The sequence below is a fragment of the Saccharibacillus kuerlensis DSM 22868 genome (assembly GCF_000378145.1).
Lineage (GTDB): Bacteria > Bacillota > Bacilli > Paenibacillales > Paenibacillaceae > Saccharibacillus > Saccharibacillus kuerlensis.
This window is the reverse complement of the sequence record NZ_KB899281.1, coordinates 63,706-79,774: the sequence shown is the minus strand read 5'-3', so window position 1 is coordinate 79,774 and position 16,069 is coordinate 63,706. Positions and strand designations below refer to the sequence as shown.

The window sequence follows — 16,069 nt, the reverse complement described above, 5'->3', positions numbered from 1 at the left end:
TTGTACATGATTTTAATGCTGCTTTTTTATGATCCTCATTTTTCGGTATTTTAATTTTGTTTTTGTTATTGTGAATTTTTCATTACATTATTTTTTTCTTTTAATAGTTCTTATAAAAAAGTAAAAAGCCTTCATTTGTCATAGACAAATTGAAGGCTTTCGCTGCTGTAAGTTATTTCTCTCAGGAGGCGGTTATGCTGTTCTTATAATGGATCTGTTCTGGAGACAATGGGCGGCTGTAATAGAACCCCTGCACATTATAGCACTGCAGTTCCTCCAATAAAGCGACCTGCTCAAGAGTCTCCACACCTTCGGCAATGATTGTGAGCTCCAGCTGCTTGGCCATGGAAATAATCATTTCGGCAATCGCTTTACTGTCCTTATCAGTCGTGATTTTGCGAATGAATGACCGGTCGATCTTTAAGCAGGTGATCGGCAGACTGTGCAGGTAGCTAAGTGAACTGTATCCGGTGCCAAAGTCGTCCATTGAGACCGAAATACCTGCAGCTTTGAGCTTGTCGAGAATTTCGATGACGTGCTCTTCATTATGCATCATCGCACTTTCCGTAATTTCCAGTTCCAGAAGAGTTGGATCAAAGTTCGTTTCGCTCAAAGTTTGAAGAATCGTCTCATAGATATCGGGTTTCATCAGATGGACCTGAGAAATATTGACAGCGATCGGAAGAGGCGGGTGCCCTTCACTTTGCCAGCTTTTTGCCTGCAAACAAGCGGTACGCAGTACCCACTGCTCGATCGGCACGATCATTCCGTTCTTTTCGGCCAATGGGATAAAGCGAAGCGGTGGAATTTCGCCAAGGACAGGATGATGCCAACGAACGAGTGCTTCGTAACCGATTGTCTCCCCGCTGCGGATATCGAATTTTGGCTGGTATAAGAGACGCAGCTGGTTTTGTTCAACCGCATCCTCCAGTTCTTGCTCTAATCGAATTTCTTCCTGACTGTTTCGGTCGCTGTCCGCATCGTAAAAGCGATACTGGGCGCTGCCGTTCTGCTTGGCTACATACATCGCAGCATCTGCATGTTTGGTGAGCAGTTCGCCTACCAACCCATCCTCCGGATAGCGCGCAATGCCAACCGAAGCGGATAGCTTTGCCGTATGTTTGCCGATATCGAATGGCTCATTGAAGCGTTCAACAATAAGACCTGCCCACTTTTTAATATCGTCGCTCTCATGTACGCTAGGCAAAATGACCGTAAATTCATCGCCGCCCATTCGTGCGAGGAAAGCGTCCGCAGGGATGCTCTCCTTAATTAAACGGCCTGCATACTTGATGACAAGATCGCCGAAAGCATGTCCGAAGAAGTCATTGAGCCTTTTGAATCGATCAAGATCGACAAACAGCAGGGTAAAGGGAATCGGTTTGCTTGATCCATAATTGGTGTATCGTTCCAAAGTTACTTCAAACGAACGACGATTGGCCAGCCCCGTTAGCTCGTCGTGATAGGCAAGATGCCGAATGGTTTCCTGATCGCGCTTGCGTTTTGTAATATTTTTAGCAATGCTGTATGCACCAACAATATGATGACCGACCCAGATTGGCAGCGATGTGAGGGCATATGATTCCGTATAACCGTCCGGACCTTGAAGGTCAACTTCCGTCGTTCCTGTTTTTCCGCTCAATACAAGTTTCATATGTTCATTTACAATACGCTGCTGTTCAGCCGAAAATATTTCGCTGAAGCGAACACCCATTACTTTTTTGCCCAGCTTTTTCATCACGCCTTCAGCTCGTGTATTCATTCCTGTCACAATGCCTTCACTGTCAAATTCCAATACGCTGTCCGGATTATGTTCGTACAAGGAAATATAATGCTGCTCGCGTTCGATCATTTTTTTTCTTTGCAGTTTCTCACGGACGTGTACGAAGTTATCGGGAATGGCAACCAACAAACAAATGATAAACAGTGTGTAAATATAAGGATGTAAAAACGCTCGATTGGCTCCAATTTCGCCGCTTTGTGTATAAAGATCCAGCGGCAACACGGAAAGTATGCACAAGAGAGGAATGCTATATAGCCCGAGACCGCACAGTATAATTCCCCAGACCGTCCAGCGAGAATGCAAACCATGCTCGCGGTTGCGATTGGACAGGGTTAACAGCCGAATCACTGCGAAACCCGTACAGAAAGTAAGAGCTGTGGTCATGGCTACAAGATCGGGGTTCCAGACAGCCAAGTCGCGAAATAAGAAGATCACATTTGCGTAATCAAACAGCAGAATAGTAGACGACACAATAATTCCAGTTACAAAAAAACGTGAAGGGCTATTGGCAGACACTACAGCGTAACGAATCGCAAGCCATGTTGCTGTGAAGCAGCCAATGACAGTAAAGATCAAATGAATCGCATAGTAATCGCTGTTGATTTCCAAATTCAAGGAAAGTGGCGCGACAATATGATCAATGCTAAAAGCTGCGGTTCCAAGCAGTACGACAAGTCCCTGCCGCCGCCTGACCCGTCCCGTCCGAAGCTCCGAATGCCGCCATGATGTACCGTAGGCAATCATTATACAAGCCGTAATCGAGCCTATTAATGAAATTGTTAAAAAAAACCAGTTTAGCGCTACGATTTCTAATATATCCTTCATGATTTTCTCTCCCGCCCGTGTATATTAGGGAACTACCCATAGCAAGTCAGCTCTTGTCCTAGAAGTAAGTCTTTTATCACATTAGTTACCCGGCAAACTGAGTCTTCAAACTCATATTAACACAAAAAAGGCATACAAGCAGAAATTTCTTCCTGCTTTGTATGCCTTTTTACCTATTTGTTTATTTCGAGGCCAAAATATGTTCTAACTGGTTTTCGATCTGCTGCCATAATTCCGTATCAGGTGCACCAGACAATGACATTCTTATTCCTTCGGCTGCATCGCCAGCCCGCTGCATCAACTCTTCAGCTTCTTTCATCAGCTTTGCAGTTAATTGATCCCCGTAGAAAGCTTCAAATTCCGGTAATCTTGAGTCCGTAATGTGCTGCAGTGCCTCACGGAATCTCGTTAGAGCCGCTTCACGAACAGCTTCTCTTCCCCGTTGTTCAAAAAAGACTTTGGGGCTTTTGAACATTGGCCACAGTGATGTCCAATCCAGCGCGGTCCCAAGCTGTACTTCGGCAACTTTTAAAGTTTCCCAATCTCCACTGCCACCTTGACCAATTAGGTCGAAAGGCGCACCCAGTTCGGTCAGACGTCCTCTAACATCGTCCAGAGCAGCCCTTAGCATTCGCTGCCCGGCTTTTTCAATCCGCAGCCCGGTTGCCAGCAGTTCATTCTCTACCTCACGCGCTATCATACGCGACAGTTCCCGTCCACAAGCAAGGAAGGAAGCTTTCAAGTCCGTACTTCCTCCGTGCAAAAGCGCTGGATTGAAACTTTCTGCAAACCAAGCGTTGAAACGGAACTCAATCCGCTGCCGAACATGAAACAGCAGTTCCCGAATCTCTCTCACCAATTCCGCCTGCTTGTCGGCAGCCCCTGCCGAGCGAATCATCTCTTCTGCTTTAACAAGTGAGTGTTCGAGCCCTTCAAGGCGGCTCAGCCGCTCTTGTTCGCCTTGATTCGCTTCCCTAGTCCATTCATTCAACCGTTCGCGTGCCGATTCAATTTCCCGATCAGCTGCCGCTGCCGCCAGTCCTGCCAATTCCTCGGCGGCAAAATGCATCAGCTCACGCTCAAAATCCGCAAAGCGATCCAACGAAGCTTCCGTCGACTCTTGGTGAGTATCAAACTCGCCTGATTGTTTGCGCTGCAGCGCCTGTAGGCTCGATACCGGGTAAATTCTCGGCTGAAGAATCCCTTCACCGCGCAGTCTTTCTTCCAAATGAGAAGTAACGCCTCGGCACTCTTCTTCCGAATCGGCAAGATCCGCAGCATTGACAATAAAAAATGTCTTATCCACCGCATCGCTGCCTTTTACCCGTCCCAACTGCGATAGAAATTGTCGATCGGCACGTGAGAAGGCATGATTGTAGTAAGTTACGAACACCAGAGCATCGGCATTTTTCATATAGTCGAATGTGACGCCCGTATGCCGGGCATGTACCGAGTCCGCTCCCGGCGTATCGACCAGCACAATGCCTTGACGGGTCCACTCCGAATCAATGTACAAGTCAATTCGCTTTACGAAGCAGGCTTGGCTCTCGTCGGCTGCATAGAGACGAAACTCTTCTGGCTCCGCCAGCGTTTCCGTACCCAGCAGAGATTCTGCCTGGTCAAATCCTCGATCCGCCGCACGCAGGAAGCTGTAATGAGCGCGACCGGACGGATGAATACGGTCCGGCGTCAGCGCCCGGACCTCCGACCTCCAGCGTCCCAATGCCGGATCTTTCAGTCCAAGCAGTTCGCAGGCGTCAGACAGGTCATCCAACAGCTCTTCTCTCGTCTTCATGACGACCAGGGCTCTGCCATGATCTTCGGCACGTTCTGGTGCCATAATCCGGTTGATCGCCGCTGTTGTCGGATGAGGCGATACGGGCAGATACGATTCGCCGAGCAGTGCATTGGCAAAAGAAGACTTGCCCGCGCTGAATGCGCCGAACAGCGCCAGCGTAAATCTTCCGCTGCGCAGCGAAGTCTCGCGCTCGCGCATAAACCGCAGTGCCGAACCGAATGTCGGCAGCGGCTCAATCAATGCAGCGGCTTCATGCAGGCGGTCAGCGGCCGCATTCAGAATGCCTAGGCGGCCGGAAACTGCCTGCGGATTAGAATCGGAAACACCCAAGGCGTCCTCCGGCGGTATAGACCGAAGGGAATCAGCTGACCTCATAATATCTCCTGATGAGACCGATTCCTCCAAGCTGACAACGGACGGCTGCCTCGCCGCATATTGTTCGCCCTTCCGCCTATTAGCTTCCTGCATCATCCCGATGGCCACTGTCTCCCTGCCAGTGAGTTCCGACAGAGTGTCAATCTCCGGCAGCCTTATTGCCGGAAGAACGTCGGCTTCTCCGATCATCTGCATTAGTTCCGCTTCACGCAGATCCAGCGCTTCCCGGACTTTACGGCGGCGCTTCGCCTTTTCCGCAAGCTCAGAGGCTCCTGCCAACTGCTCTTCCAAGGCAGCTGTCTGCTCCGCATCCTGCGGTTTCCGGCTTTCCAGCAGCTGTTCGGCAAATTCCAGAGATGCTCTGCGAAAGCGTCCAAGCGTATCCGATCGCAGATCCGCTGAAAAATTCATCACATACTCCGGCGATATCCGTGCACCTTCCTTGAGATGTCCGGATATCCAACTGCTGTCCACACGCGGCAGAGCCTGCTCAAGTCTGGCCTCGTGCTCGGCGTTCCAAATGCCCAACTCTCGGCCGAATGCCCGTAATCGTTCGCGAACATGTACGTCTAGACCAGCTTCCACACGCTCAGCAAAATCTGCGGTTACTGCCGCAAGTCGCTGTTCTCTTTCCTGCTCAGTCCGCTTTTTCGAAGCGAACAATCCTCCAGCACGGAAGCCTGGAGCCTGTGATTCCAAGTACACCTGGATAAGATCCCGCAGCGAAGCCGGCATGATCGGTGCATTATCGAGTGTACGTCCGAGATCGGTCATAAGCGCATCGCGCGCTTCCGATCCGCGACCCGACAGTTCATCCAAACGAGACTGAAGCGCTTGCAAGCTTGCTTCCGCTTCGCTCTCCAATTCTTCTTCCTGCTCGTTCATCAGTGCCGCTTCCGCAGGACGAACTTCCCTTTCCCGGCTCAAATGTCGTTTCGTCAGGTCCTGCGCAGCCAGCTGTATTCCGCGTTCCAACAGTTCGTCTCTCTCTGCGAGCAGCTGCCCGATCAGGGATACAAGATGCTTCCACTGACTCAACGGATGCTCGGGATGCTTCACAGACAGATATAAAATACCCGCCGCACCGATTCGCCAGTCGGTAAATGTCTGCTCGACCGTCTCTTTATAGTGTGTAAATGACAGCTCTGCTTCGCGGTGCTTGTCCACCTGATTAATAATTAAGACCAGCGGCTTGCCGAGGTCGGACAAACTTTTGGCAAAAGCCAAATTAGTTTCTGACTGTACATGATTGTAGTCCATCATATAAAATACAACGTCCGCCAAATGCAGAGCCGCATCGGTCGCGGAAGCATGCGCCGCATCGGTAGAATCGACACCCGGTGTATCCAGATAGGCTCCTCCGCCCTTCAACAGCGGAATATCTCCCCAAATTTCGACCGTCGCATAAGATTCTCCGTCCTTGCAATAGCGGGCCAGCGCTTCTTCCATTTCTTCGGTCGCCAGTACAAGCTTGTTCTCCTTCTTGCTCGGAAGGACTTCGGACACCGACTCTTCGGAAGAACCGTCGGCAGGATGCAGCGTAATTTCGGCTCGTCGATCTCCATCCCGAATAATTGCAGCATTTGCCGTTGTCGGCAAAGGCCCGGACGGCAGCAGCGGCTCTCCGCACAGTGCATTAATCAGACTTGATTTCCCTGCCGAGAAGTGTCCAAGAAAAGCAAGCGTTAACTCACGTTGTTCCCATTTTCGTTCCAACTGGCCAATCTTAACCGCCGTTTCGGGATCTTCATATGAAATTAGAGCGGCACGCAGCCGCTCTAATTTCTTGTGCAGATCCCCGGATTGCATCTTCGTATCTGCCATATGCTCCTCCAGGTTCAGTACCGTTAACATTTTGCCAAGCAAAAATTAAGCGGACGGGATGAAGATTTCGAAAATTTTTCCGTGCTGCAAAATCGTGATGTTACGCTTTTTGTCGCGCATAACTACAACTTCCGGTTTCACTCTCATCTGCTCGATATATTCTTCCGGGATATCGGTTACGAGGCCAACAGTTACGCCTTCCACTTCTGTATCTTCGTTTTCCGGAAGATCGCGGGTAATTACCTCTTCGAAAATATCCGAAAATTTCTCAAATTCATTGGTGTAAACGGTCACGCATCTCATGTTTTCCATACTGTTCATCCTCTTTTTCCTATAGTTTTCTTTCCATTTGCCAAATAGCATGCTTTAGCCCGACTTTCGAGTTCTCCGTACCGTGGAAGTTTTCATCCGTTTCTTGCCCTCTTTGCATACGTCGAGCAGCGGACAGACCTGACAATTCGGCGATTGGGCCTTGCAGTGATACCGGCCGAAGAAGATCAAACGATGATGCGTCATGGTCCATTCTTCTTTGGGAACTTTCTTCATCAGCTTCTTCTCGACCTCCAGAACGGAATCACCTTCCGCTGCCAGACCGAGCCTTTTAGACACGCGCTCTACATGGGTATCTACCGCAATAGCCGGTACGTCGAATGCATTGGAAACAACAACGTTAGCCGTCTTGCGTCCCACACCGGGAAGCTTAACTAATTCGTCGTGCGCGCTCGGAATCTCCCCTCCATACTGCTCAAGCAGCAGATGACAGAGACTTTGAATATGCTTGGCCTTATTCCGGTACAATCCGATCCGGCGAATATCCTGTTCCAGTTCTTCGCGCGAAACCGCAACATAATCGGCAGGAGTATGATACTTCCGGAACAGATCTTCTGTCACTTTGTTAACCGTGGCATCCGTACACTGGGCCGAAAGAAGCACTGCAATCGTCAATTCAAATGCATTGCTGTGGTTCAGCTCGCAGCGCGCATCTGGATACATGCCGGTAATCGTGTCCAGAATGTGTCTGATCTTCGCGTTTGCCATAGCTCAATCCTTTTCCCATGTCGTTGTTGCCGAGCACGAAGCAGTAAAAGTTCCATTTGCAAAGACAAACCGGCCGGGATGAACGATTCCGTTCGCACCGGGCCGGCCTGTCGTACCCGGCAGCGCCGGGGCGGAAATCTATAGCTTCACGAGCTCGTACACGACGTTGTTATTCAGATACAATACGATTTTATCATCTCCGGCGAGCGATTGCACGCTGATATTCGTCGCACCTTGGTGAACCCAAGCATCGGGCGCCAATTTGAAGGTGTTAGCTTCGGACGAGCCCGGAGTAATTTTGACGTAAATCGTCTGTGATACAGCATCATACTTCCAGAAGCTTTTGGTCAATGTCTGAAAAACAGTAAAGGAAGTGCTGCCGTCCGGCTGCACGACAGCCTGTACATGCTGGCCGACTGCAAGCGTTGCCGTTCCCGAAACAATAGAACCGTTTTGATTGACGGTCAGCGGCGACACCGCTCCGGAATAAGTCCGGACTGCGCCTGTAGAAGTCAATACCGTTACTGAACGCGAAGCGGCATCGACACTCTGGATTGAGCCAATGACGCTATCGGATACCCGTACTTTAGAGACGTCGGAGCCTGTGAATGTTACGTCGACAAGACTGCCCAGTGTAAGTCCCGCATACCCGATCTGTGTTCCCTGAGCATCGAAAATCTGTTTATTGTCGACATACAAGTTGGAAGTGACTCCACCTTGTTCTACGCTCAGACGACTGCTTCCAGGAGTGGTTCCCGTTACACGGAACTGCTTGGTCGTCTGCACGGATACGGATTGCAGAGCTATCCGGTCGGCATACAGTGAAGCTGAAACGCGATCCCCCACTTTAATATTCGATAGGGTCGCATTGTTAACGCCATACATTTGGACAACTGTTCCCATTGTACCGTAAGGCAGTTTAACACTCGTTCCATCATTCAGCTTCAATGTAAGAGTCAGCGACGCCGCATTTACTTCTTCAACAACACCTTCATATTTATAGATAACTTCCAGCGACAGCAGGCGGCTGCCTACAGCCGTGAGGGTCAATCCGCGTCCCTTTATCAGCAGCGCTTCAATTTCTTTGAGACTAGGCGAAGTCGCATTGTAAGTCAGTTTGGCATTTGCATCCAGCGTAAAAGCATAAGGTTTACCGGACGAATCAATAACGGCCAGCACGCCGGTCGCCGAATCGTATGAGCTGACTGTCGCAAAGCTCAATTGAGTCGCTTCACGGCTCTGAACGACGATTTGTGTTACTTCTCCGTTTCCGTTTAGCGTCAGTACTACGCGATCGCCCTGCGACTTATCCGCAATCAGATCCTGGAACGAAGCATTCTTCCCATCGATCACGACTGAAGCTCCCTGAGCGATCAGTTTGACTTCCAGTGCTCCGGAATCCGTTTTGTAGGTCAGCGTAGAACCGTCATTTGACTTTTGATACAGCGAGGCCGTTATCGTGCGTTCGACATTTTCGGTTACCTCGATAGTGCGAACGACATTATTTTCAATCGAATAGCTTACTTTGCTTCCCGGTTTAAGATCTGCCATGCTCAAAATTTCATTTTGATAACGAACAATCGATGTAGAATCGAGCTTATACTGCTCTGACACTCCCGAAGATGCGGTAAACGTCACAGTACGTGCGGCAGAATCGACAGCCGTAATTGTTCCCGTGTCGGTCTTGCTGACATTTCCCGATGTTAGTTGGACGGTCAGTATGTTGTTCTGCCCGGAGTAGGTTTCCCGCATCAGCGTAACTCGGCTTCCGCCGCTAATATTTTTCGGATCGAGCTTATTTCCATTCTGGTCGAGGAAGGCGGTGGATGCGTCGTATTCGTACTGCTCATAACCATTTTCAGTAGCCAGCCATAATGTTGTCGTGCCGGTTAGTCGGGCAAATTCGCCGGGAATCGTCTCTACTTGTACCTTCGGATCGACAATTTCGACGTAAGCGGCCCGTTGTCCGGAGCCTGCTGCCATAACGCGTGTATAGAGTTGAACCGATGAAGGCTGCACTTTGACATCAGAATTGGAGGTGAAATAAGCGGTACCTGCGTCAAGTGTATAGGTTGTGCTGCGTCCGTTTGCATATAAGGTCATCGTATTTGCCGTAAGGCCTGTTACGATTCCTGTCGTCATTCCTGCATATGTAGGTGTAATATAAGTTTCCGAACGGCTGAAGAATGCAGCCATTTGTGCACGTGTTACCGAACCGGCCGGGTTGAATTTGTTATTATCCAAACCTTGAGCGATACCAAGACGGACTGCTGTCTGGACGTAACCGACACTTCCCTTGGCGATCTCGCTGTTATCCGAGAAAGAGGTTGCAGCAGTCGAAGTCAATGCTTCGGACTCTTTGCCAATGGCCCGTACAATAATTTTGGTTACCCATTCGCGGCTCGCCGGCTGGGTTCCCCAAGCTTTGCCGTCGAGATCGGCTTCTTCTGCGGACTTGATCAGTCCTTTGTCGAGTGCAAGATCCACATAAGGCTTAAAGTAATTGTTAACCGTCAATTTTTCCGGCAGAACGGCTGTCTCGATCGTACCCAGTTCATTCTCCGCTCCGATAAAACGGATGGCCATCGTAATTGCTTCCTGACGAGTAATATTATCTCCCGGCTTGAATTGTCCGTTTTGTCCAAGCACGATGCCCTGAGCAGCCAATTTATAAATATGCTTCTCCGCCCAATAACCCGATTTGACATCACTGAAGCCCCAAAGCGGACTGGCGGCTGCGGCTGTAGGAACCGGCTGCGAGGCGGCAGAAGTTTCGGCTGCAGTCGCAAACGATCCTCCGCTTGCTCCGATCATTACGGCGAGTACCGCTGGAACTACCTTGTTTGCTTTCGCAAATTTCCCACCTGATTGGTGGCTACTGTATTTAAATTGCTTCATCTTTTATGTCCCCTTCCATTCTGTACAAGCGATTAAGCGCTAAACATAACAATTCGCCGCCGGCACTTTTCAATCCTGCCGGCAGCGAATGTATGAAAGAATCGTAACCTTTTAGTTCAAACAGCCTATTTGCTTTACTGGCCCAGATATTCGAATAGACCTTTGGCCAACGCTTCGGCTACACGCTGCTGGAACGCTTCTGTTTTCAATTGAGCGGCTTCGGCTGCATTGCTTACAAAGCCCACCTCAACCAAAGCAGCCGGCATTGTAGTTTCACGAATAACATGGAAGTTGCCATATTGTACTTTGCGATCCTTGAATCCGGTAGCTGTAAGCAAATATTTTTGCAGTACAGTTGCAAGCGACTTGCTGTTTGCCCGCTGGTAGAACGTTTCAGTGCCGCTTGCAGACGCAGGGCCGCTGTTATTATGAATGGAGACGAATACATCGGCTTTGACGTTCTCCGCTACCTTAACGCGCTCTTTCAAGGACAAGAACGTGTCATCGCTGCGGGTCATAACCACATCTACCTTAGAATTTTTTTTCAAAATAGCTTCAAGTTTCAGTGCAAGGCCTAAGTTGACATCTTTTTCGCGGACACCGGTTGGACCAACCGCTCCCGGATCATGCTGACCGTGTCCGGCATCAATTACGATTACTTTTTTGCCATTGCTGCCTACGTTGGTATTCGGCGCTGTTACTTTGTCGAGAGAGACAAACACGGATGTGCCTTCAGAAGACAGCTTGTACGTGTTAGCACTCTTGAGATCGATAACCACTTGGACCGTATTCGGAGCCGTTTTCGGAATGAAGTAACGAATCTGCGAAACGTTTGCCCCGTTTGGCACGGCAACGGTACCTACTTGTCCGACACCCAAGTTACCGCCGATTGTCGCTCCAAATCCGGTATTCGACAGCTCGAGCAAAATGCGATTCGGACCTGTCAGAACCGAATCTTTGACGGCTACTTTTTTACTCGTCGTGACCATCAGACGATTGTCGCTGAAGCTGATTGCTTGGACTTCGGCCAAATTGTTGACCGGAGCTGTCGTACTGCCGCTCGGTGCTGAAGGAGCCGCACCGACCTGACTACCGGCTGGATTGCCCGCAGTGAAGAGATACACCGATTTGCCTGCATTGTCCCACTTAACCTGCAAGCCCATCTGCGAGCTGATAAAGCGCAGCGGAACGTAAGTCGTATTGTTTTTCATCATTGCCGGCTGAGTCAAGGAAACGATAGCTCCGTTTACCGCCGCCGCTCTCTGGTTAATAGTGAGTACAACAGTGTCTGCACCGCTTCCGACCGTAACCTGCTGAGCTGCCCGATTCCAAGCGACCTTGAATCCCATTTCTTCGGATACCACCCGAATCGGAACCATTGTCGTCTGGTTAACGGTTACTACGTCTGCCTTCTCCAGTACCTGATTATCCAGATAAACCTTAGTTCCGGACGAAGCCGCTTGTCCCGTGTGCGGGAGCAAGAACAACAGCATCAGGACCGCCATCATTGTCGTCAAAACATGCTTTTTCATGATCCACCTCTAACTTCGTGTTTTTCGTCGGACTTCGGTACAACCTACGCTTGCTCCCAAACGCTTCCCGAAATTTCCGAACCATTGACATCCCAACAGCTGCTCACGTTAGCTTAGACGCGTACTTTTTTCAAAAGTTGCGACATTTATTGCAATTTTGTTACCAATTTTCTTTCAACCGGGACTACCGACAGGGTTATTTTACGCAGAACGCGTTTTTTTGTGTTTCTCTTATATTATCTATCGGCAGACCAGGCAGGCAAAACTTAGAGTTAATCAAAAAAACCTGCTGTTTTTTTTAGTTGTCGTAAATGAGTAACAATTGTATCACCATATAAGCTGTATTCCAATATAAGTTGTTACAATTCAAAAACGCCGCTGACCCTAGAGGGCCAAGCGGCGTTATTTCGTTTACTGTCAACCTGCCGACGTTATTTCTTAAACGTAAGCCCGTTCGGCACGCTTCGCTTCATAAGCTTCGATCTCATCTTCATGCTGAAGCGTAAGACCGATATCGTCGAGTCCTTGCAGTAGGAACTGGCGGCGATGTTCGTCCAGATCGAAGTCGATCTTCAATCCATAATCGTCGGTAAGGGTCTTGGCTTCAAGATTGACGTTAAGCCGGTAACCTTCATGCTCCGCAGTGCGGGAGAACAGTTCCTGAACCTGTTCTTCGGACAGTTGAATCGGCAGAATACCATTCTTAAAACAGTTGTTATAGAAAATGTCGGCAAACGACGGAGCGATTACGCAGCGGAATCCATAATCCATGATTGCCCACGGCGCATGCTCACGAGACGAGCCGCATCCAAAGTTAGCCCGGGAGATTAATACTTCGGCACCTTGGTAACGCGGTTTATTCATTTCGAACGAAGGATTCTCGGCACCTGCCTCATCAAATCGCCATTCGAAGAAAAGATACTGACCGAAGCCGGTCCGCTCGATGCGCTTCAAAAACTGCTTGGGGATAATAGCGTCTGTATCGACATTGACCCGATCTACTGGAGCGACGAGTCCATTTAATTGTTTGAATGCGTCCATAATAAGTCCCTTCTTTCCGCAGATTGATCAGATAACGACTTCCGTTTTGAATTTCCAGTCACGCACATCGGTAAAGCGTCCTTCGATCGCAGCTGCTGCGGCCATGGCTGGCGAAACCAGATGTGTCCGGCCTCCGCGGCCCTGACGTCCTTCGAAGTTGCGGTTGGATGTCGAGGCGCAGCGCTGTCCCGGCTGGAGTACGTCCGGATTCATTGCCAGACACATACTGCATCCTGCTTCACGCCATTCAAACCCCGCTTCGCGGAAAATGACATCCAACCCTTCCTGCTCTGCCTGCAGCTTGACTCGGCCGGAACCGGGAACGACAATTGCCGTTACTCTATCCGCTACCTTGTAGCCTTTGGCGATTTCAGCTGCAGCGCGCAGATCTTCGATACGCCCGTTTGTGCAGGAGCCGATAAAGACATAGTCGATCGGAATATCGGACATCCGAGTTCCAGGTACCAGATCCATATATTCCAGCGCTTTCTCCGCCGCACGGCGCTCGTTCTCTGTCGCGAAATCCGCCGGATTCGGCACGACCGAATCGATGTCCGCACCCATGCCAGGGCTTGTGCCCCAAGTTACCTGTGGAATCAGAGAATCAACGTCGAACTCGACCACCCGGTCATACTGCGCACCTTCATCCGTAACAAGCTTTTTCCAATCGGCAACCGCCGCTTCGAAAGCTTCGCCCTGCGGCGCATACTGACGTCCCCGAATATGCTCGAATGTCGTTTCATCAGGCGCAATCAGACCTGCTCTCGCTCCGCCTTCGATCGACATGTTGCAGACAGTCATCCGCTCCTCCATCGTCAAGCTGCGAATCGCTTCCCCTGTATATTCCAATACGTATCCTGTCGCAAAATCAGTACCGTACTTGGCAATAACGCCCAGGATCATATCTTTCGCGGTTACTCCCGGCTTGCGAGTTCCGACAAAACGTACTTCCATCGTTTTAGATTTGCCCTGCTGCAGACATTGGGTCGCCAATACGTGTTCCACTTCACTTGTACCAATACCGAACGAGAGAGCGCCGAACGCTCCGTGCGTAGAAGTATGGCTGTCGCCACAGACGATCGTTTTGCCCGGATGGGTCAAGCCCAGCTCCGGTCCCATAACGTGTACGACACCTTGATCAAGCGTATCCAGATCGAACAGTTTGACGCCGAAATCTTTGCAGTTCTGCGTGAGCGTATCGATCTGCTGCTTCGAAATAGGGTCTTTGATATTGAATCGGTCGGTCGTCGGTACGTTATGGTCCATCGTAGCGAATGTCCGATCGGGACGGCGAACCTTGCGATTGCTGAGGCGCAGTCCTTCAAATGCTTGCGGCGATGTTACTTCGTGCACCAGATGCAAATCGATATAAATAATGGACGGCTTGCCTTCTTCCTGATGAATTACGTGGTTGTCCCAAATTTTCTCATACATAGTCTTTTTGCTCATCTTGTTCACCCCGCTGCTGGATTCGAACCGACTGTGCTGCCTCTTGTGCGCCGGTTTTGTTATTGGGTTAAATATAACATGCTGATGTCTCATTGTTCCAAGATATGATAACTATAATTCTGATAGGTTTTGCCTATAGACGATGGGGATACAAAACTTATACAATAAAAGTTACAAGCGATAATGATGACCAAGCGAAGGAGCGTTATACCCATGGAATTGAGACAGCTTCAGTATGCGCTGATGATTGCAGCCGAGCGTAATTTCTCACGGGCTGCGGAAAAACTTCATATTGCTCAACCTTCGCTCAGCCAGCAGCTTTCAAAATTGGAAAAAGAGCTTGGCGTGCTGCTCTTTCAACGCAATACGAGCAGCGTGGAACTGACTCATGCAGGCAGCGAATTCATGAAACGCGCTCAACGAATAGTGGACGAGATGAGCCTTTTGCGCGTCGAGATGGAAGATATTTCACAGCTGCGTAAAGGACGTATCACGGTAGGCAGTATGCCGACGACCGGTTCTCATCTGCTACCTCACGTCCTGCCCGAGTTTCGTTCGGGCTATTCCGGCATCGATGTGACACTGGTGGAGGATACGTCGCAAAATCTGGAACGGCTGACGGCCGCCGGAAAAACGGACATCAGTCTGCTTTCTCTTCCGCTGACCGAGCCGGCCCTTGATTACGAACGGATTGCTGACGAGCCGATCGATCTTGCCGTACCGCCCAATCATCCACTCGCTCTCCGCTTCTCGGCATCGCCATTGGCCAGCGTCGACATGAAAGAACTGCAGCATGAACCTTTTATCATTCTCAAGAAGGGGCAGGGTTTCCGTAAAATGGTGCTCGATTTGTGCCATGAAGCCGGGTACGAGCCGCAGGTCGTATTCGAGAGCAGCAATATGGAAACGCTCCAGTCACTGGTCGCAGCCGGTATGGGCATAACGCTTGTTCCTCGCTTCGTTGCTCGTTCCAAGCGAAGCGAACTGCTTCCGCTTTACCTACCGCTGGCTGATCCGGTGCCCTATCGCACTCTCGTAATCGCCTATCGAAAAGGACGTTCGTTGTCCAAAGCGGCAGAGGCGTTTATCGTTACTCTACAGGACACCATGAAAAACTTGAACCGTTCCTGATCAATGTCCCGTCCTATTATCCATACACTCCTGCTTCATCCTGCGTAAATTCGCCCTTTTACAAACTTTCTTCTCCGTGCTATTCTAGGAAAAACTATACGTTACACCGCAATGACGGGACCAGTAAGAAAGGGGCCACCTTCCAGAGAGTGAATTCCTTTGCGGTTTGTGTTGGCACTTCGTTGTCTGTACGCAACCCTTTGGCTGTAAGAATTCACAGTTCGGTCTTTCTGAAACCTACCTCCGAGCGATCCGGACGACAATTCCGGACGGCGCCCTCCGTTAGCAGGGTTCAAGTGGGGCGGCTTCGGCCGTCAATCAAGGTGGTACCGCGGAAGCGCATGTCAAGCTTTCGTCCTTCGCATAGCCCGGGCT

9 protein-coding genes are annotated in these 16,069 nt (G+C 50.0%); 1 reads left to right on the top strand and 8 read right to left on the bottom strand.

Annotated elements, in window-relative coordinates; all coding sequences use genetic code 11:
- Positions 1-181: 181 nt before the first annotated feature.
- From F456_RS0107835 to leuC, 8 genes are all read right to left on the bottom strand, one after another.
- Entirely contained in the window at positions 182-2,608 is a 2,427-nt protein-coding gene (locus tag F456_RS0107835) for a putative bifunctional diguanylate cyclase/phosphodiesterase (protein WP_018976459.1), read from the bottom strand.
- Between the two features lie 181 nt (positions 2,609-2,789).
- A complete protein-coding gene (locus F456_RS0107830) occupies positions 2,790-6,605 on the bottom strand; it encodes a dynamin family protein (protein WP_018976458.1) in 3,816 nt (1,271 codons plus the stop codon).
- Between the two features lie 45 nt (positions 6,606-6,650).
- Entirely contained in the window at positions 6,651-6,908 is a 258-nt protein-coding gene (locus F456_RS0107825; protein WP_026293733.1) for a hypothetical protein, read from the bottom strand.
- Between the two features lie 63 nt (positions 6,909-6,971).
- Positions 6,972-7,643 (bottom strand): endonuclease III, encoded by a 672-nt coding sequence (nth, locus tag F456_RS0107820; protein WP_018976456.1) that lies wholly within the window; start codon positions 7,641-7,643, stop codon positions 6,972-6,974.
- Between the two features lie 138 nt (positions 7,644-7,781).
- Positions 7,782-10,541 (bottom strand): S-layer homology domain-containing protein, encoded by a 2,760-nt coding sequence (locus F456_RS22075; protein WP_018976455.1) that lies wholly within the window; start codon positions 10,539-10,541, stop codon positions 7,782-7,784.
- 134 nt (positions 10,542-10,675) lie between these two features.
- Complete coding sequence (locus F456_RS0107810; RefSeq protein ID WP_018976454.1) at positions 10,676-12,073, bottom strand: N-acetylmuramoyl-L-alanine amidase; 1,398 nt, start codon at positions 12,071-12,073, stop codon at positions 10,676-10,678.
- Positions 12,074-12,511: 438 nt separating this feature from the next.
- Positions 12,512-13,114: a 3-isopropylmalate dehydratase small subunit gene (gene leuD / locus F456_RS0107805; RefSeq protein ID WP_018976453.1), complete on the bottom strand. Its 603-nt coding sequence runs from the start codon at positions 13,112-13,114 to the stop codon at positions 12,512-12,514.
- A 27-nt stretch (positions 13,115-13,141) separates the two neighbouring features.
- Positions 13,142-14,563 (bottom strand): 3-isopropylmalate dehydratase large subunit, encoded by a 1,422-nt coding sequence (leuC, locus tag F456_RS0107800; RefSeq protein WP_018976452.1) that lies wholly within the window; start codon positions 14,561-14,563, stop codon positions 13,142-13,144.
- A gap of 213 nt (positions 14,564-14,776) precedes the next feature.
- Here leuC and F456_RS0107795 point away from each other — a divergent pair, with 213 nt between their 5' ends.
- Positions 14,777-15,694 carry a LysR family transcriptional regulator gene (locus F456_RS0107795; RefSeq protein WP_018976451.1) on the top strand — a complete coding sequence of 306 codons (918 nt, stop codon included), beginning with the start codon at positions 14,777-14,779 and terminating at the stop codon, positions 15,692-15,694.
- The last annotated feature ends 375 nt before the right edge of the window (positions 15,695-16,069 follow it).

Bases quoted from the DNA above. Each gene is read 5' to 3' on its own strand.
- F456_RS0107810 (WP_018976454.1), bottom strand. From the start codon at position 12,073: ATGAAAAAGCATGTTTTGACGACAATGATGGCGGTCCTGATGCTGTTG.
- nth (WP_018976456.1), bottom strand. From the start codon at position 7,643: ATGGCAAACGCGAAGATCAGACACATTCTGGACACGATTACCGGCATG.
- F456_RS0107835 (WP_018976459.1), bottom strand. From the start codon at position 2,608: ATGAAGGATATATTAGAAATCGTAGCGCTAAACTGGTTTTTTTTAACA.
- leuD (WP_018976453.1), bottom strand. From the start codon at position 13,114: ATGGACGCATTCAAACAATTAAATGGACTCGTCGCTCCAGTAGATCGG.
- F456_RS0107830 (WP_018976458.1), bottom strand. From the start codon at position 6,605: ATGGCAGATACGAAGATGCAATCCGGGGATCTGCACAAGAAATTAGAG.
- F456_RS22075 (WP_018976455.1), bottom strand. From the start codon at position 10,541: ATGAAGCAATTTAAATACAGTAGCCACCAATCAGGTGGGAAATTTGCG.
- F456_RS0107795 (WP_018976451.1), top strand. From the start codon at position 14,777: ATGGAATTGAGACAGCTTCAGTATGCGCTGATGATTGCAGCCGAGCGT.
- leuC (WP_018976452.1), bottom strand. From the start codon at position 14,563: ATGAGCAAAAAGACTATGTATGAGAAAATTTGGGACAACCACGTAATT.
- F456_RS0107825 (WP_026293733.1), bottom strand. From the start codon at position 6,908: ATGAGATGCGTGACCGTTTACACCAATGAATTTGAGAAATTTTCGGAT.